This window comes from Methanobrevibacter sp. UBA188 (genome assembly GCF_905234905.1).
GTDB lineage: Archaea > Methanobacteriota > Methanobacteria > Methanobacteriales > Methanobacteriaceae > Methanocatella.
Genome location: NZ_CAJOJM010000005.1, coordinates 19,653 through 42,724 on the forward strand (window position 1 = coordinate 19,653; position 23,072 = coordinate 42,724).

Sequence of the window (23,072 nt, forward strand, 5' to 3'; positions counted from 1 at the left end):
GAGGTTGAAAATATGCCAACAATGTCTGAAAAAATATTAGCAAAAGCATCCTGTAAAGATAAAGTTGAAGCGGGAGATATTGTTATAGCAAATATTGATGTAGCAATGGCTCACGACTTAACTGGACCTCTTTCAGTAGAATCCTTTGAAAAGATTGGTACTGAAAAAGTATGGGATTCCTCAAAGATTGTTATTCCATTTGACCATCAAGTTCCAGCAGATTCTATTGATTCAGCAAATAATCATATTATTATGAGAAATTTCGTGAAAGAACAAAAAATTGAAAATTTCTACGATGTATATGCTGGAGTATGTCACCAAATTCTTCCGGAATTAGGTCATGTTGTGCCTGGAGAAGTTATTGTAGGTGCTGATTCACATACTTGTACTCATGGAGCTTTAGGTGCATTTTCAACAGGCATTGGTTCTACAGATATGGCCATGGTATTTTCAGAAGGTAATTTATGGTTTAAGGTACCTGAAACAAATAGGTTCAATATTACCGGTGAATTAAAAGAAAATGTTTATGCAAAAGATGTAATTTTAAATATCATCGGTCAAGTTGGCGCTGATGGCTCAACATATAAGGCCTGTGAATTTGCAGGCGATACAGTTTCAGATATGAGCGTTTCAGATAGGATGGTTTTATGTAACATGGCAATTGAAATGGGCGGTAAAACTGGTTTGGTCGAACCTGATAAAAAAACCGTTGCATATGTTGAAAAACGTTCCAATAAGCCATATAAAGTATTCAAAACTGATTTGGATTCATCCTCTCTTAATATTATTGATATTGATGTAAGTGATTTAGAACCTCAAGTAGCTTGTCCTCACAACGTAGACAATGTAAAAGCGGTTAGTGAAGTTGATCAAGAAATTGACCAAGTATTTTTAGGTTCTTGTACTAATGGTAGGCTTGATGATTTAAGGGATGCTGCTAAAATCCTTAAAGGAAATAAAATAGCTAATGGAACTAGAATGTTAGTAATACCAGCATCCAAAGAAATCTATTCAAAAGCCCTTGAAGAAGGTTTGATAAAAATATTCGTTGATGCAGGTGCACTTGTATCAGCCCCATGTTGCGGCCCTTGTCTTGGAGGGCACACAGGAATTATTGGACCTGGAGAAGTAAGCCTCTCCACTTCAAACAGAAACTTTAAAGGTAGACAAGGTTCCCCTGATGGAAAAGTTTACTTATCTTCTGCTGCTGTTGCTGCAGCTTCAGCAATTGAAGGTAGAATCGTGGCACCAGAGTGATTATTATGAAAGGAACTGCATGGAAATTTGGAAATGACATTGACACTGACATAATTCTTCCGGGAAGATATTTAATTTATACTGATGAGGAAAGATTATCCCAACATTGTATGGAAGGTTTGGATGCAGAATTCAATGAAAAATGTAAAAAAGGAGATTTTATAGTAGCTGGAAGGAATTTCGGTTGTGGGTCTTCAAGAGAACATGCCCCTATTGCTCTTAAAGGTGTTGGAATATCTGCAGTAATTGCAGAGTCTTTTGCAAGAATATTTTATAGAAATGCTACAAATGTTGGAGTTCCACTTCTTGAAGCTCCCGGAATTACACAGCTTGTAAATGATGGAGAAGAAATTGATGTTGATATGGAAAAAGGAATCATAACCTCCGCTAATGGAGAATCAATTAACTTTAAAAAATTACCTCCATTCATGTTAGAAATACTAGAACAAGGTGGATTAATTGAATACCTCAAAAACAAAAAATAAATATCAAATTGCCGTTGTTCCAGGAGATGGAATCGGTAAAGAAGTAATGGAAGCGACACTATTCGTATTAGACGAATTGGATATTGATTTCGATTATGTTTATGGCGAAGCTGGAGATGAATGTGGCCAAAAGAATGGAAATCCACTTCCAGAAGAAACCTTAGATATCATAAGAAATGCAGATGCATGTTTATTTGGTGCTGCAGGAGAAACTGCTGCCGATGTTATTGTTAAAATACGCCAAGAAATGAAAATGTATGCAAATCTAAGGCCTGTTAAAACTTATCCTAATACTAATGCATTATTTGATGATGTTGACTTCATGATTGTGCGGGAAAATACTGAAGGGTTGTACATCGCAGATCAAGAAGAATTAACTGAAGATGGTGCTATTGCAAAACGTATTATTACAAGAAAAGCAGAAGAACGCATTATTGATTATGCTTTTAATTATGCTAAGGAAAATAATAAAAGTAAAGTCACAGGAGTTCACAAAGCAAATGTGCTTAAAAAAAGTGACGGATTATTCAAGGATGTGTTCTATGAAGTGGCTGAAAGGTATCCTGAGATTGAAACCGAAGACTTTTATGTAGATGCAACAGCAATGTATCTTATAACACAACCTCAAAGCTTTGAAGTAATTGTGACTACAAACTTATTCGGTGATATCTTATCCGATGAAGGCGCAGGACTCGTTGGAGGACTAGGAGTAATACCATCAGCAAATATTGGTGAAGATGGTGCTTTATTTGAACCTGTTCATGGTTCTGCTCCAGATATTGCAGGTGAAGGTAAGGCAAATCCAATAGCAATGATGCTTTCAGCAATTATGATGCTTAGATATATCGGTGAAAACGAGGAAGCGGACAAATTTGATGCCGCTATCCTAAAAGTACTTAATGATGGAAAAATCCTAACAAGAGATTTAGGTGGTTCATCAAGCACTATGGAAGTAGCCGAAGCTATAAAAAATAATTTATAAATAAAAAATGGAGATAAGAAAAATATGAGAAAACTAACTAAAATGCAATGGGCTGCACTTTTTATTATATTCATTATGGTATTAAGTGGGGTCGCTGGATTTATGCTTTTATTATTTAGCGGTTAAGGAGATGAAAAAATGGTAAAATATGAAATCGCTGCTGTTGTAGCAGAATTTAATTACGATATTACTCAAATGATGTTAGAGTTAGCTAAAGCTGAAGCTAAAAATAGAGACTGTGAAATTACAAAAGTTGTAGCCGTTCCAGGCGTGTTTGACATGCCACTTGTAATAAAAAAATTATTACAAAAAGGAGAATTCGATGCAATAATCACCTTAGGTGCTGTTATTGAAGGCGCAACTGACCACGATCAAATCGTTGCACAACATGCGTCACGTAAAATTGCTGATTTGGCATTAGAATATGACACACCTGTTGCTTTAGGAATTACTGGTCCTGGAATGACAAGAATGGATGCACACAGACGTGTTAAAAACGCAAAAAGTGCAGTTGAAGCAGCCATTAAAATGTGTGACAGATTAAAAGAAATCTAGTGATTGGATGGAAATTCTCAAACCAAATGAATTAAAGGAAAAATTTTCAGATCCATGGATTGCACCATATGAAAAGGTTTTAACTATGGTGGATGGCGATAAGGTTGAACTTATCGAATATCATCCATGCATTTCCGGATCCCATTGGTTGTTAAATCAGTACCGCAATAACTCAAAATTAATCGATTCCGCTTATCGTGACGGAAACAAACATGTGTATTCATGCCATGTGGGTTCAAGTCCTATTGATTTGAAAGCTAGTTTTAATGCTGCAGGAATAGATGAAATTGTTATTGACGGTGATGAAGTTAAAGTAACACATGCGGGGCTTGCAGGTGCCGGTGTAGGTGCTGGAATGTGTAGAGGAATGGGAGAAGGTGTTAAATACATTGAGCTTCTTGACATTGGAGGAGGTTCAAAAGTAGGAAGAGCTACTGTTGTAACCCCTAAACTTCAAAAAGTAGTTATTGGTGTTGATGATACTGATACTAAAGATGCTGGAGCTACTTGGACAATGGCACATAATTTGGGTGTTGAGCTTGCAAGTGAAGGTTATGAATACCTTGACCATATAATTGTTCAATTATACCCTCACAATCCTCATAAAACTCAAAATTGTGTTTCAATTGCTCTTACATTTGCTGTTGAAGAATCCAAAAAAGAAGAATTAATAAGCAGAGTTATTGAAATTCTTAAAAGAGATACTTTATCTGATAAAACAGCCATAGCTATCTTAGAAGGTCTTGAAATTCCTGAAAAATTAAGAGAATATTCTATTGCAACAAAATCCGGTATGATGGATGTTGAAACAGCACAAGCAACTGCTGAAGAATTGGGTATTCCTTTGATTGCAGTAACCGGCGAACAGGGAAAAGTTGGTGCACTGGCTGCGCTTGGACTTTACAACGATGTAGAAGAAGCTGTTAAAGCTTATGGAAAAAAATAATCTAAGAAAATAATTCTTAGATTTCTTACTATTTTTTAAATATCAATATTAAAGAAATTGCCTTGATTGGATTTTACAAACTGTTTTGTAGATGAATATTGCGAATCCTTAAAGACTATCTCAATTTCTGAATCACCATAATTTAAGGTAGTATTTTTAGGTTTATTTATTGTACCAACAATATCACCATCAACAGCAATTGAATAAGAGCTATTGCCTCTAAATACACCAGATGAATTAGTTATTGAAACATTACCCAAGAATACTTCAAAATCAGAAGAGTTATAGTCTTTCTGGGAAATAATGAACTTTTCAGTGCAGGAAATATTTTTACTTTTACTGACCTGGCTTACAATAGACTGATCGAATACTTCTTTTAAACGACTATTTTGAATTATATAACCTGGTTCGAGGTTTAAAACCTTTCTAGCTTGATTAGGCATTCTGATAATATCATCATCACCATCTCTTGATTCGTTAACTATATACTCGGCCCCACCAATTTGAATCGTGTCATTGACTTTAATTCCCAATGTCATCATTGCCTCTGAAGGCATACGTATTTGTTCCGATTCATTTTCAATTGCTACATCAACAGTAAATGGACCTCTAACAGATATGGAGTTATCAGCACGGGCATTGTCAGCATAGATAATTAAATTTCTGGAATTCGGTTCGATTGACAATACACCATTCTCAAAGTGTGCTGCACCAATAAATGTTGAAATCATTAACAGCAATACAATTATTGAAATAATCAGAGGAAAGTGAATTTTAACAAAAGATTTTAATAAGCTAAATCCAGGAGTTTTTCTAAATATTACAATAGATTTTACAATAACTTTAATAAGGTAATAGATTGCTATTATAATTCCTACAACAGAAATAATGACCCCAATTGCAAGAGGAACCATTTTTACAAAGAATAGAGTAAATAAACCAAGAATAATTAAAGACAGACCCACAACAGACATACGGATGAAATAACCAATTTCATCAATCATTAAAACTCTACCATACTTATTAGCACGACTTATAATTGTTCTAACAACTTCATTAGCCATCAGATTTAAATCTGAAAGTGGAGACATGTCATGTTCAATTTCACCAATGTCAATTTCCATGATAGAAATTCCAAGCACATCAGCATCAATAACAATACCTACATCCACACCGTAATCCTTTTCAAAATTAATTTTTCTTAATGTATTTTTACGTGCTGCAAACTGACCGCTCAATGGTTGTTCAAAAGAAATTTCAGGGAAAAAGAAATTGAGCAACGGTTTAGCCGTAAGTTCAGTTACACGTCCGCTAACACGTGAAAATTTAGTTTTAGTAATCTCAGCATCTCCAAGCAAAATTGGCATAATCATTGATTCTACTTTTTTGGAAGTTAAGTTATAAATATCCGCATCAATGAATGCAATAACATCACATTCAGCTTGCTTATAACCAGTGTATAAAGCTTCACCCTTACCTTTATTGGTTTCATGATTAATAACTATAGCTCCAGCCTTAATAGCTTCCTCTTCGGTCTTATCAGATGAACCATCATTAACAACAATGATTTCATCAACAAACGACACGTTTCTAACTACTTCTACAACTTTAGCTACAGTATCTTCCTCATTATATGCAGGAATAATTACTGAAACCTTTTGGTATTTCTTAGGTTTTTCAGTTTTTATACTAGCAAGCAAAAATGCAATAATTACAAAAAACCAATACAATAAATTCACCTGAAAGTTTAATTATTTATAAATATGTCATTTAAGTACTATAAATATATTAGTTTTACACCATACCTTAAAATAATACGAAAACCTAAAAGTTATCTATACATTTTAAAGGTTAATCTTAATGTACACATTTAAAAGGTAGTTATTTGATGATAGTAGAAACACTTCAAAATGAATTAAATTTAGCTAACTGGCAAGTTGAAAAAGTAATCAAATTAATCGATGACGGCAATACAATACCTTTCATTGCAAGATATAGAAAAGATGTTACCGGTTCGCTGAATGACGAAACTTTAAGAAAATTTGACGAAAGGCTGAAATATCTCAGAAACCTGGAAGACAAAAAGGAAAAAATCATAAAACGAATCGATGAGCTTGGAAAACTTGATGATGACTTAAAAAGCAGTATTTTAAATGCAAATACATTAGTTGAACTTGATGATTTATACAGACCATTCAAAAGCAAAAAAAGAACAAGAGCAACAATTGCCCGTGAAAAAGGATTGGAACCATTGGCTCAAATAATTCTAGCACAGGACGTTAAAGAAAGCATTAAAAAAATAGCTAAAAAATACATTGACCCTGAAAAAGAAATCAATACTGCCGAAGATGCAATAGATGGTGCAAAGGATATTATTGCCGAGATAATTTCAGACAACTCCCAATTCAGAAAAAAAATCAGGCAAAACACATTCTACACCGGACAAATAGAAACAAAAGCCAAAGATAAGGATTCATCATCAGAATATGAGATTTATTACAATTACAGTGAAGATTTAAGAAAAATCCCTCCACATAGGATTTTAGCAATTAACAGGGCTGAAAAAGAGGGAATAATTAAAGGAAAAGTTGTATGTGAAGTTGATGAAATAATAAAATATCTCAACAGACATATGCTGAAAAATATCTCAAGCATTCCGGAAAAAATAGAATATAACAGATACACCACCCCAATAATAAAGGAATCAGTGGAAGATTCTTATAAAAGATTGATTTCTCCTGCAATCGAAAGGGAAATCAGGAATTTTTTAACACAAAAGGCTGAAGAAAAATCAATTGAAGTGTTTGCCAAAAACCTAAATCAGCTATTGATGGAAAGTCCTCTTGTTGGGAAAACAATTTTAGGATGGGACCCTGCATTTAGAACAGGATGTAAACTTGCCATCATTGATGAAACCGGAAAAGTTTTAGATACTGCACTGATTTATCCAACTGAACCTCAAAATAAAGTTAAAGAATCAATTAAAACCGTTCGTGATTTAATCGACAAATACAGCATTAATGTAATAGCAATTGGAAATGGAACAGCTTCAAGAGAATCCGAACAAATTGTTTCAGACATTATCAAAGGAACTAATGTTGAATATATCATTGTTAATGAAGCTGGAGCTTCCGTATATTCCGCATCAAAATTGGCTGATGAGGAATTTCCTAAATTTTCAGAAGGGGAACGCAGTGCCGTTTCAATTGCAAGAAGACTTCAAGACCCGCTGGCTGAACTTGTTAAAATTGATCCAAAATCAATCGGTGTAGGACAATATCAGCATGACATGAACCAGAAGCAATTGTCCGAATCCCTGAGCGGTGTTGTGGAAAAGGTAGTGAATGAAGTTGGAGTCGACCTGAATACCGCTTCTGTAAGTCTACTTAATTATGTATCTGGAATCGGTAATACAACCGCCAAAAATATTATCAGCTATAGGGAAGAAAACGGAAGCTTTGAAAACAGGAAAGAATTATTGAATGTTAAAAAACTTGGTAAAAAAACTTATGAACAGTGCGCCGGGTTTGTAAAAATAGACAATCCAGAATACCCATTGGACAACACCACAATACATCCGGAATCCTATGACGCCACTTTTAAATTATTGAAAAAATTAAACTATTCCACAAGTGATATCGGCTCAAAATCCCTAAAATTTGACAAAATTGACTTAAAAGAAATTTCAGAAGAGTTGGACATTGGAATGGAAACATTAAAGGACATTATAAGCGAACTTAAAAAGCCCGGCAGAGACCCTCGTGAGGACATGCCAAAACCTATTCTTAGAAAAAACGTATTGACACTTGAAGATTTGGAGATAGGAATGATAACTCAGGGAACTGTTAGAAACATTGTTGATTTTGGAGCGTTTGTAGATATTGGAGTCCATCAGGACGGATTGGTTCATATATCACAATTGGTAGCTGATAAATATGTAAAGCACCCGTTAGATATTGTTAGTGTTGGAGATATAGTTGATGTTAAAGTTCTGGATGTAGATATTAAAAGAAAAAGGATTAACCTATCAATGATAATTTAAATATTTAAAAGACAATATTATAATACATAAATAAATTTTTATTTTAGAAGGGATTTTTGAATGACACCAAAAATAATGATTATTCTTGGAAGTGGGTCAGACATTGCTATTGCTGAAAAAAGTATGGATATTTTAGATAAGCTTGAAATACCATATAGCTTGAAAATAGCTTCAGCCCACAGAACACCTAACCTAGTTAGAGAAATTGTTAGTCAGGGTACTGATGCAGGAATTGAAGTATTTATTGGTATTGCCGGTTTGGCAGCGCATTTACCGGGTTCAATAGCCGCCTATACACCAAGACCTGTTATAGGAGTTCCAGTGGATGTTAAAACCAATGGAATAGATGCGCTCGAATCCATTGTTCAAATGCCTTATCCTTCTCCTATTTCAACTGTTGGAATCGATAGAGGAGACAATGCCGCAATTTTAGCTGCTCAGTATATCGGACTTCATGATGAAAAGGTTCGCCAAAAGGTAATAGAGTTAAGAAAGGATTATGCTGAAAAAGTCAAGCAGAGCAATGAAGATATTGTTCAAAAGATTGAAAGAAAGTATCTTCAAAATGATTTTTTAAGAATTAAAAACCTTGAAATCAACGATGTTGAAATAGATGAAACCACTGACGCATGTATAAAAAATCAGGACGCTGAAGTCGTAATTATTGCTGGAAGGCAAACCGATGTTGGAACTGCAAAAAAAGTTGGAACCATATTAGACCGACTTAAAATCAAGCATGATATTAAAGTAGTCTGTCCGATAAGGTCCACTAAAAAATTCACAAATTATGTCAAATGCATGAAAAATGCAAAAATTTTCATTGGAATAAGTTCAACCTCCTCACAGGTAACAGGAGGACTTGTGGGACTGACAGACAGGCCGGTTATTGGAGTTCCATGTACTAATGAAAATAATAAAGATTATATGCTTACAACTGTAAGTATGCCTCCGGGAGTTCCTGTTGCAACTGTTGGAATTAACAACGGTAAAAACGCAGCAGTCCTTGCAGGTGAAATTCTTGCTATTGACAATCCATATATTACAGAACTTTTAGGAAAATTAAAAGACAAAAAAATTAACTTATAGTGATAACATGAAACTTGAAGGAGACAACATTATTGAAATTACAGATGAACTTTCCAGTGAATTTGAAGTTTCAAAAGTATTAAGACAATATCCTAAAGATACAGTCATAGTAAAAAATGTCAAAGGATATGATATGCCTGTTATTACAGGAATTTGTAATACCAGAGATAAAATAGCCAAATCAATTAATTGTGAAGTATCTGAAATTACTGAAAAAATTATCAAAGCCATGGAAAAGCCGATTAAGGTAGATAAATTTACAGACTTTTCAGAATATGATAATTTAGATGTAGATTTGGATAAAATTCCTATTTTAACTCATTACAAACGTGATGGAGGAGCATATATCACTGCAGGTGTTGTATTTGCACGTGATCCTGAAACAGGAATTCAAAATGCTTCAATCCACCGTATGATGGTGCTTGACAACAAAAGACTAGTCATCAGAATCGTGCCTAGAAACCTCTACACTTACTTCCAAAATGCTCAAAAAGCGGGAAAAGATTTGGATATTGCAATAGCAATTGGAATGGATCCTGCAATTTTGCTTGCAAGTACCACTTCAATACCAATTGACTACAACGAAATGGAAGTGGCCAATGCATTTAAGGATGGTGAACTTGAATTAATCAAATGCGGAGACTTGGAAGTTCCTCAAGCCGACATTATCTTAGAGGGTAAAATATCAGTAACCGAAACCGTTGCTGAAGGTCCATTTGTAGACTTGACCGATACTTATGACATTATCCGTGACCAGCCAATAATCAATCTGGAAAAAATGCATATTAAAAAAGACAATCCTTGTTATCATGCAATTATCCCTGCAGGATTTGAGCATAAATTGTTGCAAGGCCTTCCACAAGAGCCAAGAATATATAAAGCAGTTAAAAATGCTGTTCCAACAGTTGAAAATGTTGTTTTGACTGAAGGAGGCTGCTGCTGGTTGCATGCCGTAGTATCCATCAACAAGCAGACTGAAGGTGACGGTAAAAACGCTATTATGGCTGCATTATCTGCACACCCTTCACTAAAACATTGTGTTGCAGTGGATACTGATGTGAACATATTTGATGCTGAAGATGTTGAATATGCAATAGCTACACGTGTTAAAGGTGACCGTGACATCATGATCGTTCCGAATGTGCGCGGTTCTTCTTTAGATCCTGTAGCTGAAAGTGATGGAACAACTACAAAAATCGGTGTTGATGCAACAAAATCACTTAAAACAATAGAAAAATTCGAAAGAGTTAGTTTTGGAGAATAAACTAACTTTTAATTTTACTTTTTTTAAAAAAAAACTTAAATATTGCCTAAATAGACATTTTTTATTCCTTTTTCCTGTGCAATTTCTTTTGCTTTATACAAAATCTCCGGCCTTGTAGGTGAAATATCATTCATTTTATAATAAGGAAAAGCCCTTGAAAAATGAAGTGGGACTTCGGGACCAAGTTCACCAACTACAAAATCACATAGCTGGGTAATTTCATCGATTGAGTCATTATAATCATTAATTATTAAATTGGTGATTTCCAAGTGTTTACCTTCCAGATATATTCTTCTTAGATTATCTAAAACGACGTCCAAGTCTGCACCACAGACCTTTTTGTAAAAATCACTGGACATGGATTTCAAGTCTATATTGAATGCATCGACAAATGTCAAAACTTCTTCTATAGATTTATCTGAATAATACCCGTTGCTTACATAGATTACCTTCAAGTTTTTTTGCCTTGCAAGCAGTGAAGTTTTTTTGGAGAAAGGTAAGTGTATCGTAGGTTCATTATAGGTCCAAGCAATTGACTTACAATTATAGTTAAGTGCATTTTCCACAATTGCCTCTGGTGTTATTTTAATACCCCTTGAATTTTTATCATATTCCTGAGATATCATATAGTTCTGGCAATGCAAACATGTCATGTTACACCCAAAACCTCCAATCGAGTAGGTAAATGTGCCGGGTAAAAATTGATTCAAAGGCTTTTTTTCAACAGGATCAGGTGAAAGTGATGAAACAATTCCATATGATTCATCGAATAACTCTCCGTTAATGTTTTTATGCTGTCTACAGATTCCAACATTACCATCAGCTATTTTACAGTAGTTGGCACAAATCTCACAGCGAATCTTTTGTGTTTTGGAACTTTTTTTAAATAAATCATTACTCACTAACATAATGCTCATAACCTCTATTTTCTATTCTTTCAACAAATCCATTTTCCAAAGTGAGTTCAACTACATCAGAATCTGTTACTTCACCAATTACTTTATAGTCAAACGGCAATTTTTCGATATTATCTTTTGATATGGTAAAAAGCAATTCAAAATCCTCGCCGACATGCAATATCAAATCAAGGTAATCCAGATTTAAATTGTCTGCCAATCTTTTATATTCATCGGAAATGCCCAACATTTCCTCATAAATCATAAATCCATAATTATCCTTTTTAATCTCATATAGTTCACTTGCAAGCCCATCGGTAATATCGGTTGCAGAAGTTGCAAAATCTTTAAGAATTATCCCTTCTTTTATTTTGGCTTTTGGTTTTAGAGCATGTTTAGAATAGATATTGTCTAAATCACTTAATTCAAAACCCAATGCGGCTAATCCAATATCACCGGTTACGGCTATCAAATCACCTTTTTGATAAGTATCTTTCATTATCGGCTTTTCAGTCAATCCTAATGCCGTGCCTGTAATGATAATTTCCGAAGATTCATTAGTATCCCCACCAATTAAAGGGATTTCATAATAATCGCAAGCTTTCAAAACTCCTTCAAGAATTTCCTTAAATGAATCTATGTCCAAATCTTTGGGAAGAGCAATTGCCAGTAGAAAACCCAACGGTTCAGCTCCCATTGCTGCAAGGTCACTTACATTAACAGTGACAGCTTTAAAACCCATATCATAATAGGACATGTTTTCAGGAAAGTGCCTTGATTGAATCAGCATGTCACATGTTGAAATCAAATTAGTATTATTAAAAGCAGTTATTGCAGTGTCATCCGGAGTAATGCTTCTTGAATTAGCAATAATGTATCTAACGAGTTCCTTTTCACCGATATCAGAGACTTTTAGGGACATGAATATTAATATTTATTTCAATATAAATAAATCTTAAGAAAAAAAAGTAAAAAAATGTTTCAGAACTATAAATTATCTGAAACTCTGTCTTTAATTATTTCGTATAAACGTGTATCGATGCCTAATGGGTCTGTCAATACGATTTCACCATCAAATTCAAATGTCTCTTCATCATGGTCATGATGGTGGTGATGATGATGTCCGTGGTCGTGGCCATGTCCGTGATGGTGGTGATGATGACCGCCGGATACTGATTCTTCATCAAAATCGCTTTCAATACCTAATAATTCAGGTATGTCCCTTTTAGTATGAAGTCCATGAGCAACAAATACCGGTACAACAATAATTTTTTCCAAATCGTTTTCAGAAGTTAATTTATTAATAGTTTCGGGAATACCTGGTTTTCTAATTTCCATAAATCCATACTCTATAGGCATGTCTGGAAATTCTTCAGCATACATATCTTTATAAGCTTTAATTACTTCTTCACCATCGTCTAATCTAGACCCATGGGATAATAATAAAATTCCTGTTTTTTTATCAGACATAATTAATCATCCGTTATAAGTTTTAAGTTAAATTCAGTTAAGTTATCTTGAATAAAAAATTTTTCAAAAAAATATATGAAAAATTATTATAATTTTTCATTTGCCATATCAACTAAAATATCTATTAAAATATCATCCGCTTTAATTGGCTCAGGATAAAGAATTTCACCGTCAAATTCCACAGGAGTCAAATCATGACTGTGGTCATGACCATGGTCGTGGGAATGTGAATGTGAGTGTTCATGGTCATCCAAGAATCCTAAAATATGAGGAATATCATGAGTTGTGTGCATTCCAGGAGCTATAAAGACAGGTACAACAACCAATCTTTCCAATCCGTTTTCATCAACTAATTTATTGATTGATTCAGGAATGCTTGGACCGCATAATTCCATGAATCCGAAACTTGAAGGCATATCACAAGTCTTTTCAAACTTATCGTATAATGCAGTGGCAAACTCCTTATTATAATTTAATCTTGATCCATGAGTTACAAGCAAAATTCCAGTTTTAGCATTGTCATCTAATTTGGATTCCGCTAATGCTTCATTGATTCTTTTATCAATAATATCCAAAAGTTCATCACGAGGCCCAATTGAACTTAATAATTCAATTTCCCCATCAAAGTCAACATCATCAGCAATGGACAAGTAATGTTCTGGAGGATAGTTTCCATCCGGACATCTTGGATCTTCTTCCAAAGGATCGAGACCCAACAATTGTGGAATGTCAATATTGGTATGAATTCCTGGAGCTAAAAACACAGGTAAAGCTATGATTTTATCTAAATCATCAACTTCATCTTTTAAAATTTCAACAGCTCCTGCAATTGTAGGTTCTGAAACCTTCATATAACCAATTTCAGTTGCAAGACCGGTTTTTTTGATAAATTTCTCTTTAATTTCAACAAATACTTCTTCTGCGTAAGGCAATGTACTTCCATGACTTACTAAAATAACAGCAGTATTATTTGATAACTTTGAATTTGTATCCATAGGAGATTACTCCATCCTCTCCATCTTCTCTGATTCTTCTAAATACCATTTCCACATCGTCACCGATTTCAATATCTTCAACATCACAGTCGACAAGTTGTGAAGTTAATTTAGCACCTTCTTCAAGTTCAACAACAGCTACAGCATAAGGAGCTGATTTTTTAAAGTTATCAGGTGCGGATCTGATTACTGAAAATGTGTGAATTTTACCTTTTCCTGAAAATTGGAAAGGTTCAAGATTTCCTTTTCTTCTACAATTAGGACAAACTACACGAGATGGGAAGAATAATTCTCCACAGGTGGTACATTTGGTACCAATAAGATTGTATCTTTGTTGTATATGACGCCATGTTCTTACAGTATCTGACATGTAAATCCTCCATATATTTTCTAATAAGTATAGTTTCTAATCAATAATATAAATAAGTATTTTTTTTATTACTATTTTCACTTAATTTCAAAAAATGTAATACACATTTATGCAGAATCATAGAGTCGCAGTTGAGAAATAAATTTATAAAAACATTGTCAAGTTAAATATTATGAAAATTGACTCTAAAGGCAATATGTTAGTAGGTAGTGTAGCCATTTTAATTGTATCCTTGTTATTAATATCAATTTTTATAATAACGAGTATAAATTACATTGAAAATGGAAATATCGAATTAAAATCAAATAATAATTTCAAATATATTATTGACGACTATTCGAGAAACCTGGAAGTTCTTGGAAGGGATGCAATAGCTGAAGCTACACAAAAGGTATACAACGGTTTGCCCGTTTTCAACAGCAAAAATCAGATTAAAAAAAATTTGAATAATATATTAAAAGAAAAAAATAAGGAATTAGAAAAAAAATATGGAGTGGATATCTCATCAGAAGTATTATCAGTTGAAAACACAGAAACTCCCTGGAAAATACTCTTCAAAGTAAAATTAAACGTGAAAAAGGATGACATTAAATACTCAAATACCATAGAAAAAAATGCATCGATAGAGGGTTTAAGAGATCCACTGCCACTTGCAAAATTAACAATAGCTTCCGGAATTTTAACATATGACAATAAAATTCACTACAAAAATGCAATAGCAGGATATATGGTCTTGCATCATTTGAAATCACCTGAATCATACATTGAAGCAACTGCACCATTGTATATCAAAAAATGCCCATATGACCCTTATATTCATCATGGAGACCCAGGAGTATTGAAAGATTGTTTAGACAAAGGATATTTCCATGAAAGTGCTGACGGAAGCTGTTATTTATGTAGACTTGAAGGAAAAGGAAAATGTCCTCATTATGGTATGGAAGTATTTATTCAAACACATACGCCACTTAAAAACGAATCATTATCCTGTAGTGACCATGTAGTCTTTTCAGATCATTATAATGGTGAAAAAATAAACCCGGATGATTGGAACAGCCTGATTTTAGATTCATCCCATAAGAAAAAATACGGTCTTGGGAGTGAAGAGAATGGATAATAAGGGAAATGTTACACTTGAAATAGGAGTCATTATAATAATCCTTTTAATGGTGATGGGAATCGTTCTTTCACTGAATGAAATCAGTACAGAAAAAATAGTAAGTCAAAGTGAAAACGAACATATTCAAACACTGCTTGAAGAATCTGTAGTCAATCTAATAAACAATCCAGGAACTCCTCCAAATTGGGAAGTAAATAAAAAAGGAACTCCCGGTCTTGCAATTGTTAATGAAGAAGGACAGGTTATTCCAAATAGTGTTTCTTATGCTAAATTACTTGCAATGGGAAGTGACTACAACAAGTTTGTAACGAAAACCCTCTTCAACTCCAAAATCAAAACATCGATTGAACTGATTCCAAAGGAGAGTAGTATTTCAAGTGTAAAAATTGGAAATGATGAATCTTCAAATAACATTCATTCAGTAAATAGGATGGTAAAATGTGACTTTTTCAAAAAATATGTTTTAAAGGATTTTCAAAATGACGGTAAATGCAATCGCAATCATGACCAAAATTCCCATAGCTGTGATTATTTTAAAGTATTCAAAGGAAATTTAAGAGCATTTGACTACTATTTACTCATTGATGAAGATGAAAAATATGATTTAAACTATTTTATGGGTTCAACAAGGCTCGTTAAAGATAAATCATGGGAACCGGTAAGATATGATGAAATCTATTTGAACAATAAAATTGAGTTCTATGACGATACGAGTGCCATAATCTTCATTCACTTTGACAAGCCCAATGCAAAGGCCGTGCTTGTTCAACTTCCAAAAAGATTTGATGAAAACAATATAAATTATGATTACTTTAGAACAAATGACTGCGAATTTATCTTAAAGGCCTGGTATTAGATTTAATTAAATAAAAATGCTTAACAACATCAGTGACACGGAAATCAAAATCAGACTTGAAATTGAATCTGTAACGCTTGTTGAAATTGGAATTACAATATTATCCGGGTCTAAATTATGATTGTAGGAGGTTATTGAAATATAATAGACTAAAAATACCATTATAGTGACTAAAATAAGTCCGGACAATGCAGAAATTGGAATTATTTTTTCAAATCCGACTCCAGTAACGCCAAATACCAAAGATGAACCTTCAGCGAGTATTCCTATAAATGGGAAAATGACAATAGCTAAAATAAAACAGACTGCAAAGTTATGCAAAGCCTCTCCTTCAGGTTTTCTAATTGGTTCAACTAGACCGGAATGAATTCCTGATGATAGTCTTGCTCCCAAAATACTAATTAAGCTTCCGCATTCTCCTGAAAACAATGGTATCAATGTCAACAGACTTGGATTGGAGAGCAATGTTTCAACCGCACCATTTAATATTCCTCCTGCAGAACATCCTAAAAAGGAGCATAAAAGCAAAACAGGAGTGGATTGTGATAGAATTGTTTTAGTCTCATATGATAATCTGTAGCAGTAAATAAATGATACTATTACAATTAAAAATATAACGATAAGTGCTGCATCTTTTATAATCCAATTGACACTTAACAGCTGCAATATAAAAAGAGACATAATAATAGCTGGCAAAGTAAACAAATCACCGAATGCAGCAATTATTGGACTTGTAATGTTGTCCGGATCCCAACCATGCTGAAAGCTTTTAAATGATATGAACATGGTTATCGGCAACATTATTAAATTTGAAATAACACCTGCAATTACGCTAATCAAAATGAAATCTATCAATGACATTGCAGGATAATGTAATAACAAACACATTAAATTAGCAACGATACCCAAAAATAAAGATAGAACTAAAGTTAATACAAAAGAAGAAAATATGTTGTGATTTAATTCTTCTGACCTTTCAAACTTAGGTGATATTATACCAATGTGGAGGTTGGTTGATAATCTTGAAGCAAAAGAACCAAAAATATTTCCCCTCATCCCAATAGCACCAGGAATCATTACTAACAATCCCGGAAATGTTTCAAGGAAAAAGGTCATTTTACCTAAAATAATACCTGCTATTAAATCACCAATAGCACAAATTAAAAGAGCGATTAATCCTTCTTTTAAAATAGATTTATGTTCTCCGTAAAAATCAGAGAACGCTTGAGTAGATAGTGAACTGCGAATCTTCTTCTGTTTGCTTTTCACAAATATCACTACCCTTAATCATTTTTATCACTCAATATTCTATAATTATTCTTCTAATTCATCTGGAATGTCATCTAATGAACAAGTTCCTGCAGCTAATTTTTCAAGCAAATCAGCGCCCTCATCTGTTCCTTTTAAAATTAATGTGTCACCAGCTAAAAGCATTGTATTCTTATCAGGACCGTAAATCCAGGATACGCCACGTCTAATAGAAATTACTCTCATACCTGTACGATTCACTAAAAGCAAATCACCTAATGTATTATTAGCTAATTCTGATGAGTCATCTATAGTAACTCTAACAATACTTTTATCGGATTCTTCCATAACCATTTTAAATACTGGATGTGGTTTAAAACCAGTTAATACTAAATCAGCTAAATCTTTTGCTGCATTTGCCATACTTTCTGTAGCTTCGGCAATTTCAAGTAATGCTGTTAATTTTTCAGCATCTTCATATGATCTGGCAGCAACTAATGATTCTTTTTTAATTTCATAATTCATTGCATTGACTTCATTTTCTAATGTAATGACTTCCTCAGCAGCAGTCTTACTGTTGAACAATACAGCGGAATAAGCTAAATCAACCATTAATTCCGACATGTTCTTCATTTCAATTAAAAGATTTTTGATTGACAATTAAATTACCTCATAAGTCGTTTGGATTGACATGCAATAAACATGCTTTTCTAAGTTTCAATAATGTTTTTTTCTTTGATTTCAAATCTTCAACTTCTTCTAAAATGTTTTCTAAAGGTTCTCTTAAGCATTCAACTGTCTCTTTATCGTGTAACCACATACATTCCTTACAGTTCCAAACGCCTTTGCCTTTAATCCATTCCCCGCCAGTTGAAGAATCTCCGCATGGATAAAATGGACAATAACAGAAATCACAGTACTGACCTTCATAGTGACATGGATAGAACTCACATTCACGGTTAGGTCCATGTGCAATTTCGCCATTTAAAAATTTTTCATAATGATTTTGTGATAATGGATGAATTTTAGACCTTATAACATATCCTCTAGGTGTTACAAGTTTTCCATCCTGCTCATAAGTTAAATCGTTTCCGACTATTAATGTACAAGACATGTTAACAATGTCTTCTGTTAAATCTTTAAGTTTAACGATTGTTGCTTTTGGAGGCTCATAAGTACTATCAATAATACCAATTAATGCATTTTCACCTTTAATATCTAAAACACATTGTTTAAATCTTCTGAATGGTTCTTTACGTGTTTTACTAATAGGATTATATATAGCAACTATTAAGTTAGCCTCAAGTGCATACCTTAATTTCTTTTCTATTTCAGAAAGTGGAGTCAATATATTGCTTAAGCTGATAGCTGCAAAATCATGCAACGGTGCTCCTAAGTGACTGGAAGCATAATTCAAAGCGGATACTCCAGGATAAACCTTAATTTCAACATCATCATATTTACTAACAATCTGATACAATACGTTGGCCATTCCAAAAACACCAGGGTCTCCAGAACTAATTAATGAAACTGTTTGGCCATCAAGACTTTTTTGAATGGCAAATTCAGCTCTCGCTATCTCATCGCCCATTCCTTTTTTGATAACTTCCTTACCGGAAATTAAATCCTCAATCTGATTAATATATTTTTTATAACCTATAATAACATCAGATTCCTCGATGGCTTTAATAGCCCCCAAGGTCATGTTATCCCTATTCTGACCAATTCCAATTACATTAATCATTGTATCAACCTAATATAACTAATAGCTATTGTTACTGCTGCCGCCACTACTACTGCTACTACTGCTACTACTGCCGCTACTACTATAATCAGTATATGCAGTATTATAACTGTTACTGCTGCCGCTGTAATCAGTGTATGCAGTATTATAACTGTTACTGCTGTTATAATTAGTGTATGATGTATCACCAGTTTTATTATGCAATTTTAAGATTGAATTTATTACTATTGTCCTTTCATCAACTGTAAGTCCATTTTCCTTGTAGGATGCATTTCCTTTTGCTATAATCTTATAGGATGGGACTTTACTAATAACAATTTGTCCTGAGTTTGAATTAGGAGATGCATAACCTAAAGCTTCTATAGTTACTGTAAAATTGCCTTTACTAGTGTCATCGTAAGTTGTAACATTCATAGAATCAACATTAACACCATCGACCTGCGACATTGACTCCATCTTCAAGGCTACATCTTTTTTATTAGTAATGTTAACAGGACTTGGATCTTTAATTAACATATTATTTACTTTTTCTGGAGTAAACATTCCAGCTATTTTTGAAATTTGCATATCTATCAGCCCTTGAACATTAGGAGCTTCGGAAGTTACAATGGTATATGAACTAACAAGTCCCACTTCAAAGAATATAATAAATAATACAACAATTAAAATAATTCTAAGTACCTTACTTGCCATTTTTATCACAATCATTTTACTTATAATAAGTACATTATAATAATTTAAATTTTATTTTTAATATATAATAAATATAACGAATGAAAATAAACATTAGGATTAAAAATTCTCAAAGTTTATTAATATAGAAAATAAAAATTTTAACTAATATGTCAACTAATAAAATTCTATTAAAATTTGCAAAAAAGGGAATCAACCTATCACCTGAAGCTTATAATAAAGTTATTAATGCAGAAAATCCTATTGATTTTGCATCTTCACTGATAGTCAAATTAAAAAGCGATAAATTTACATCAAAAGATTTAGTATCAGTCAGTGGTGAAATAGTTGATGAAATTACAGGTAATCCTATAACTGAAAAAGATAATCAGGAAACACTAATTGAAAACCAAACCAAACCAAAAACACAACAAACACCAGAAAAACCAATAGAAAAACAAACACCACAAGTAGAAAAAACTCCTATAAAACCAATAGAAAATCAAAGCAAACCAAAAACAGAACAAACACCACAAGTAGAAAAACCTGTTTCAATGGAAAATTTGAAAAAAGATAGTGATGTTAAGCAAAAACATGTAAATGAAGCCATTTTAGAAGCTTCAGAAACTGTTAAAGATGAAAAAATTAAATTTAAAAGAAACTTAGAGAAATCTAATGTTGAATATGATTTCGAAATCATTCAGGATACCAGTAAAAAATCATACACCAGCGGAGAACTTGAAAACCTAATTTCATATTTCAAAAGCAGATATGAAAAATTATATAACATATTATCCAAAAGACCTGAACTTAGAAAGCCTATTAAAGTAGCTGATATTGATGATTCTCAAGACAGTTTGAGCATGATTTTAATGGTTAAAGAAATCAGATCAAGTAAAAACGGCCATAAAATCGTTGATTTCGAGGATGATACCGGAAGCATATCCGTGTTATTCTCCAACAACAATGATGAATTGTTTGCTGAAGCTGAAAAATTAGTTAGGGACGAAGTAATAGGAGTAATTGCAAACAAAAGTGACGACAATAACTTCGCTTTTGGCCAACAAATAATCAATCCGGGTGTATTAAGAGTTCCCGAAAAGGAAATGGACTTTGGAATTGTATTCTTATCTGATGTTCACATCGGCAGTCTAACATTCCTTGAAGACGCATTCACAAGGTTCATTGATTGGATTAACTGTGATTATGGTACTGAAGAACAAAGAAGAGTGGCTGAAGATGTTAAATATCTTATTATCGGTGGGGATATTGTAGATGGAATTGGTGTATATCCAAACCAGGAAAAAGAGCTTGCAATTAAAGACATTACAGAGCAATACAACGAAGCAGCCAGATTCTTGGGAAATGTCAGAAGCGATATCAAAATCATTATTGCTCCTGGAAACCACGATGCATCAAGAGTCGCTGAACCTCAGCCTGCTGTACCTGAAGAATATGCTAAAGCATTATATGAATTGGATAATGTTGAATTTATTTCAAATCCTGGTGTAGTTTCATTGGATGGAATCAATGTCCTAATATACCACGGACGTAGTTTTGATGATTTGGTAATGGCTGTAAAAGAATTTACTCACGAAAGAAATGACCTATTGATGGAAGAATTATTACAAAAAAGACATTTAGCTCCAATTTATGGAGAAAGAACACCATTAGCTTCAGAACTTGAAGATTATTTAGTTATTGACGAAGTACCTGATGTATTCCATACAGGACATGTTCACATTAATACATATAGAAGATTTAAAGGAATACATATGATTAATTCAGGTACTTTCCAGACTCAAACAGAGTTCCAGAAAATTTATAACATTGAACCAACTCCTGCTGAAGTTCCTGTACTTCATAAAGGAAAATATAAGCATTTTAAATTTTTATGATGAGGTTTTTTAATGAAAAAGAATATTGATGAAATAATTAAAATTTCAAATGAGATTTATGATAAAGGATTAGTTTCAGGAAAAGCTGGAAACATTAGTGTGAGATTTAAAGGAGAAATTGGTGATATAATTGCCATAACCCCTACATTAAAATCTCTGTCTAAACTAAATGAAGAAGACATAGTATTGGTTGATCTTGATGGAAATGTATTGACTAAAGGAAAACCTTCCTCAGAAGTCAACATGCATTTGGAAATCTATAAAAAAAGACCTGACGTTAATGGTATTGTCCATACACATTCTCCATATGCTACAGGATTTGCCCATTCATCTAAAAAAATCAAAAGGTATGAGGGTTTTGGTGAAATAAAAACTCCATATTTAGCTGAAATAGATTATGAAAAACCAGGAAGCGACGAATTGGCTAAAAGTGCCAGTGAAGGTCTTGGAACTGAAGACGTTTTAGTATTGAAAAATCATGGAGTAATTTGTGTAAGCGATAATCTAAAAGAAGCGGAACTGCTTGCAGTTTTTGTTGAGGAAATTGCAAAAAGTCAGTTTATAACATTGATGTTAAATTCAGTTGAAGATAGAATTTAATCTTCACCTGAAAAAACATTAGATTTTTTTCTATTATCCATTCCTTCTTCAATCATTTTAAGGATTAATCCGGATAATGAAGTATCTTCATCGATTGCAATTTTTTTTAATTCTTTTTTTAAATCAACGGGTAGATTTATAGTAGTTTTACTTATATCTGACATGTATAATAATTGATATTTAATTTAATATAAATTTTACTATAATCATCGCATTAAAAAATTAATTCATAACACCAAAAACTATTTAAGTGTAGGATAAAATATATAGTATTTAATACACATTTGACTTGTTTTTAATAATATTTTTGGGAGGAGTAGTTATGAGCAATCAAACAATCGATGAAGTATCCGAGATTCTTGAGTACATTACTGAGAATAATACTGTACCACGTAATATTAGAGAGGCAGCTAAAGATTCTAATGAACTTTTACACGATGAAGAGCAAGACCAATCTGTAAGAATAAGTACAGTTTTAGGAAAATTAGATGAAATAAGTAACGATCCAAATATTCCAGTTCATGCTAGAACTTTAATTTGGGAAGTTTTATCAAAATTAGAATCAATCTAATTTCTTTTTTTATTT

The 23,072-nt window shown here is 33.1% G+C and carries 24 protein-coding genes; 13 read left to right on the forward strand and 11 right to left on the reverse strand.

What is annotated here, in order from left to right; translation table 11 throughout:
• Positions 1-12 precede the first annotated feature (12 nt).
• The 5 genes from hacA to mmp11 all read left to right on the forward strand — a co-directional run bounded on the left by hacA (position 13) and on the right by mmp11 (position 4,225).
• Entirely contained in the window at positions 13-1,257 is a 1,245-nt protein-coding gene (gene hacA / locus QZ143_RS01870) for a homoaconitase large subunit (RefSeq protein ID WP_292880659.1), read from the forward strand.
• Positions 1,258-1,262: 5 nt separating this feature from the next.
• Positions 1,263-1,742: a 3-isopropylmalate dehydratase small subunit gene (locus QZ143_RS01875; protein ID WP_292880661.1), complete on the forward strand. Its 480-nt coding sequence runs from the start codon at positions 1,263-1,265 to the stop codon at positions 1,740-1,742.
• A complete protein-coding gene (locus tag QZ143_RS01880; protein WP_292880663.1) occupies positions 1,717-2,724 on the forward strand; it encodes an isocitrate/isopropylmalate family dehydrogenase in 1,008 nt (335 codons plus the stop codon). Before QZ143_RS01875 ends, QZ143_RS01880 begins: the two co-directional genes overlap by 26 nt.
• 138 nt (positions 2,725-2,862) lie before the next feature.
• On the forward strand, positions 2,863-3,279 hold the full coding sequence (gene ribH / locus QZ143_RS01885; RefSeq protein WP_292609720.1) for a 6,7-dimethyl-8-ribityllumazine synthase: 417 nt from the start codon (positions 2,863-2,865) through the stop codon (positions 3,277-3,279).
• Positions 3,280-3,286: 7 nt separating this feature from the next.
• Positions 3,287-4,225, forward strand: coding sequence for a methanogenesis marker protein 11 (gene mmp11 / locus QZ143_RS01890; protein WP_292880665.1), 939 nt, complete (start codon positions 3,287-3,289; stop codon positions 4,223-4,225).
• Positions 4,226-4,260: 35 nt separating this feature from the next.
• On the opposite strand, the gene QZ143_RS01895 is transcribed toward mmp11, so the two are convergent.
• Positions 4,261-5,955: a glycosyltransferase gene (locus tag QZ143_RS01895; RefSeq protein ID WP_342765204.1), complete on the reverse strand. Its 1,695-nt coding sequence runs from the start codon at positions 5,953-5,955 to the stop codon at positions 4,261-4,263.
• A 158-nt stretch (positions 5,956-6,113) separates the two neighbouring features.
• On the opposite strand from QZ143_RS01895, the gene QZ143_RS01900 reads away from it, so the two are divergent.
• From QZ143_RS01900 to QZ143_RS01910, 3 genes are read left to right on the forward strand one after another with little or no spacing between them, the layout of a single operon-like run.
• The gene (locus QZ143_RS01900; protein ID WP_292880671.1) at positions 6,114-8,267 is read left to right on the forward strand and encodes a Tex family protein; all 2,154 of its coding nucleotides are present in this window, start codon (positions 6,114-6,116) and stop codon (positions 8,265-8,267) included.
• A 60-nt stretch (positions 8,268-8,327) separates the two neighbouring features.
• Entirely contained in the window at positions 8,328-9,353 is a 1,026-nt protein-coding gene (gene purE, locus QZ143_RS01905; RefSeq protein ID WP_292609710.1) for a 5-(carboxyamino)imidazole ribonucleotide mutase, read from the forward strand.
• Between the two features lie 7 nt (positions 9,354-9,360).
• Positions 9,361-10,617: a UbiD family decarboxylase gene (locus tag QZ143_RS01910; protein WP_292880674.1), complete on the forward strand. Its 1,257-nt coding sequence runs from the start codon at positions 9,361-9,363 to the stop codon at positions 10,615-10,617.
• 35 nt (positions 10,618-10,652) lie between these two features.
• Here the strand turns inward: QZ143_RS01910 and amrS are convergent, their stop codons facing one another.
• The 5 genes from amrS to QZ143_RS01935 form a co-directional block, all read right to left on the reverse strand.
• On the reverse strand, positions 10,653-11,525 hold the full coding sequence (gene amrS, locus QZ143_RS01915; RefSeq protein ID WP_292880677.1) for an AmmeMemoRadiSam system radical SAM enzyme: 873 nt from the start codon (positions 11,523-11,525) through the stop codon (positions 10,653-10,655).
• Complete coding sequence (thiL, locus tag QZ143_RS01920; RefSeq protein WP_292609705.1) at positions 11,512-12,435, reverse strand: thiamine-phosphate kinase; 924 nt, start codon at positions 12,433-12,435, stop codon at positions 11,512-11,514. Before thiL ends, amrS begins: the two co-directional genes overlap by 14 nt.
• Positions 12,436-12,500: 65 nt before the next feature.
• Complete coding sequence (gene cfbA, locus QZ143_RS01925; RefSeq protein ID WP_292880754.1) at positions 12,501-12,986, reverse strand: sirohydrochlorin nickelochelatase; 486 nt, start codon at positions 12,984-12,986, stop codon at positions 12,501-12,503.
• An 83-nt stretch (positions 12,987-13,069) separates the two neighbouring features.
• Complete coding sequence (gene cfbA, locus QZ143_RS01930) at positions 13,070-13,978, reverse strand: sirohydrochlorin nickelochelatase (protein ID WP_292880680.1); 909 nt, start codon at positions 13,976-13,978, stop codon at positions 13,070-13,072.
• Positions 13,950-14,348 (reverse strand): Zn-ribbon domain-containing OB-fold protein, encoded by a 399-nt coding sequence (locus QZ143_RS01935; protein ID WP_292880683.1) that lies wholly within the window; start codon positions 14,346-14,348, stop codon positions 13,950-13,952. The genes cfbA (QZ143_RS01930) and QZ143_RS01935 overlap by 29 nt, the downstream gene beginning before the upstream one ends.
• A gap of 172 nt (positions 14,349-14,520) precedes the next feature.
• Between QZ143_RS01935 and QZ143_RS01940 the strand changes: the two genes are divergently transcribed.
• Together QZ143_RS01940 and QZ143_RS01945 are read left to right on the forward strand one after the other, a co-directional pair.
• Entirely contained in the window at positions 14,521-15,465 is a 945-nt protein-coding gene (locus tag QZ143_RS01940) for a hypothetical protein (RefSeq protein WP_292609699.1), read from the forward strand.
• Entirely contained in the window at positions 15,458-16,324 is an 867-nt protein-coding gene (locus QZ143_RS01945) for a hypothetical protein (protein WP_292880686.1), read from the forward strand. The genes QZ143_RS01940 and QZ143_RS01945 overlap by 8 nt, the downstream gene beginning before the upstream one ends.
• A 6-nt stretch (positions 16,325-16,330) precedes the next feature.
• On the opposite strand, the gene QZ143_RS01950 is transcribed toward QZ143_RS01945, so the two are convergent.
• The 4 genes from QZ143_RS01950 to QZ143_RS01965 are packed head-to-tail and all read right to left on the reverse strand — an operon-like array spanning position 16,331 to position 20,009.
• Positions 16,331-17,593, reverse strand: coding sequence for a magnesium transporter (locus QZ143_RS01950; RefSeq protein WP_292880689.1), 1,263 nt, complete (start codon positions 17,591-17,593; stop codon positions 16,331-16,333).
• A gap of 45 nt (positions 17,594-17,638) precedes the next feature.
• Positions 17,639-18,232, reverse strand: a complete 594-nt coding sequence (locus QZ143_RS01955) for a potassium channel family protein (protein WP_292609693.1) — start codon at positions 18,230-18,232, stop codon at positions 17,639-17,641.
• A 10-nt stretch (positions 18,233-18,242) separates the two neighbouring features.
• The gene (gene cobJ / locus QZ143_RS01960) at positions 18,243-19,316 is read right to left on the reverse strand and encodes a precorrin-3B C(17)-methyltransferase (protein ID WP_292880692.1); all 1,074 of its coding nucleotides are present in this window, start codon (positions 19,314-19,316) and stop codon (positions 18,243-18,245) included.
• Between the two features lie 18 nt (positions 19,317-19,334).
• Positions 19,335-20,009, reverse strand: a complete 675-nt coding sequence (locus tag QZ143_RS01965; RefSeq protein WP_292880694.1) for a hypothetical protein — start codon at positions 20,007-20,009, stop codon at positions 19,335-19,337.
• 149 nt (positions 20,010-20,158) lie between these two features.
• On the opposite strand from QZ143_RS01965, the gene QZ143_RS01970 reads away from it, so the two are divergent.
• Together QZ143_RS01970 and QZ143_RS01975 are read left to right on the forward strand one after the other, a co-directional pair.
• A complete protein-coding gene (locus QZ143_RS01970) occupies positions 20,159-21,886 on the forward strand; it encodes a DNA-directed DNA polymerase II small subunit (RefSeq protein ID WP_292880696.1) in 1,728 nt (575 codons plus the stop codon).
• Between the two features lie 12 nt (positions 21,887-21,898).
• Positions 21,899-22,486, forward strand: coding sequence for a class II aldolase/adducin family protein (locus tag QZ143_RS01975; protein WP_292880699.1), 588 nt, complete (start codon positions 21,899-21,901; stop codon positions 22,484-22,486).
• Here the strand turns inward: QZ143_RS01975 and QZ143_RS01980 are convergent.
• Positions 22,483-22,650 (reverse strand): Met repressor, encoded by a 168-nt coding sequence (locus tag QZ143_RS01980; RefSeq protein ID WP_292472566.1) that lies wholly within the window; start codon positions 22,648-22,650, stop codon positions 22,483-22,485. The two genes, QZ143_RS01975 and QZ143_RS01980, sit on opposite strands and share 4 nt — an antisense overlap.
• Positions 22,651-22,808: 158 nt before the next feature.
• Between QZ143_RS01980 and QZ143_RS01985 the strand changes: the two genes are divergently transcribed.
• On the forward strand, positions 22,809-23,057 hold the full coding sequence (locus tag QZ143_RS01985; protein WP_292472567.1) for a UPF0147 family protein: 249 nt from the start codon (positions 22,809-22,811) through the stop codon (positions 23,055-23,057).
• The last annotated feature ends 15 nt before the right edge of the window (positions 23,058-23,072 follow it).

Bases quoted from the DNA above. Each gene is read 5' to 3' on its own strand.
- QZ143_RS01940 (WP_292609699.1), top strand. From the start codon at position 14,521: ATGAAAATTGACTCTAAAGGCAATATGTTAGTAGGTAGTGTAGCCATT.
- QZ143_RS01935 (WP_292880683.1), bottom strand. From the start codon at position 14,348: ATGTCAGATACTGTAAGAACATGGCGTCATATACAACAAAGATACAAT.
- cobJ (WP_292880692.1), bottom strand. From the start codon at position 19,316: ATGATTAATGTAATTGGAATTGGTCAGAATAGGGATAACATGACCTTG.
- QZ143_RS01980 (WP_292472566.1), bottom strand. From the start codon at position 22,650: ATGTCAGATATAAGTAAAACTACTATAAATCTACCCGTTGATTTAAAA.
- QZ143_RS01910 (WP_292880674.1), top strand. From the start codon at position 9,361: ATGAAACTTGAAGGAGACAACATTATTGAAATTACAGATGAACTTTCC.
- purE (WP_292609710.1), top strand. From the start codon at position 8,328: ATGACACCAAAAATAATGATTATTCTTGGAAGTGGGTCAGACATTGCT.
- thiL (WP_292609705.1), bottom strand. From the start codon at position 12,435: ATGTCCCTAAAAGTCTCTGATATCGGTGAAAAGGAACTCGTTAGATAC.
- QZ143_RS01965 (WP_292880694.1), bottom strand. From the start codon at position 20,009: ATGGCAAGTAAGGTACTTAGAATTATTTTAATTGTTGTATTATTTATT.
- QZ143_RS01900 (WP_292880671.1), top strand. From the start codon at position 6,114: ATGATAGTAGAAACACTTCAAAATGAATTAAATTTAGCTAACTGGCAA.
- QZ143_RS01945 (WP_292880686.1), top strand. From the start codon at position 15,458: ATGGATAATAAGGGAAATGTTACACTTGAAATAGGAGTCATTATAATA.
- QZ143_RS01985 (WP_292472567.1), top strand. From the start codon at position 22,809: ATGAGCAATCAAACAATCGATGAAGTATCCGAGATTCTTGAGTACATT.
- cfbA (WP_292880680.1), bottom strand. From the start codon at position 13,978: ATGGATACAAATTCAAAGTTATCAAATAATACTGCTGTTATTTTAGTA.
- amrS (WP_292880677.1), bottom strand. From the start codon at position 11,525: ATGTTAGTGAGTAATGATTTATTTAAAAAAAGTTCCAAAACACAAAAG.
- QZ143_RS01975 (WP_292880699.1), top strand. From the start codon at position 21,899: ATGAAAAAGAATATTGATGAAATAATTAAAATTTCAAATGAGATTTAT.
- hacA (WP_292880659.1), top strand. From the start codon at position 13: ATGCCAACAATGTCTGAAAAAATATTAGCAAAAGCATCCTGTAAAGAT.
- QZ143_RS01875 (WP_292880661.1), top strand. From the start codon at position 1,263: ATGAAAGGAACTGCATGGAAATTTGGAAATGACATTGACACTGACATA.
- mmp11 (WP_292880665.1), top strand. From the start codon at position 3,287: ATGGAAATTCTCAAACCAAATGAATTAAAGGAAAAATTTTCAGATCCA.
- ribH (WP_292609720.1), top strand. From the start codon at position 2,863: ATGGTAAAATATGAAATCGCTGCTGTTGTAGCAGAATTTAATTACGAT.
- QZ143_RS01970 (WP_292880696.1), top strand. From the start codon at position 20,159: ATGTCAACTAATAAAATTCTATTAAAATTTGCAAAAAAGGGAATCAAC.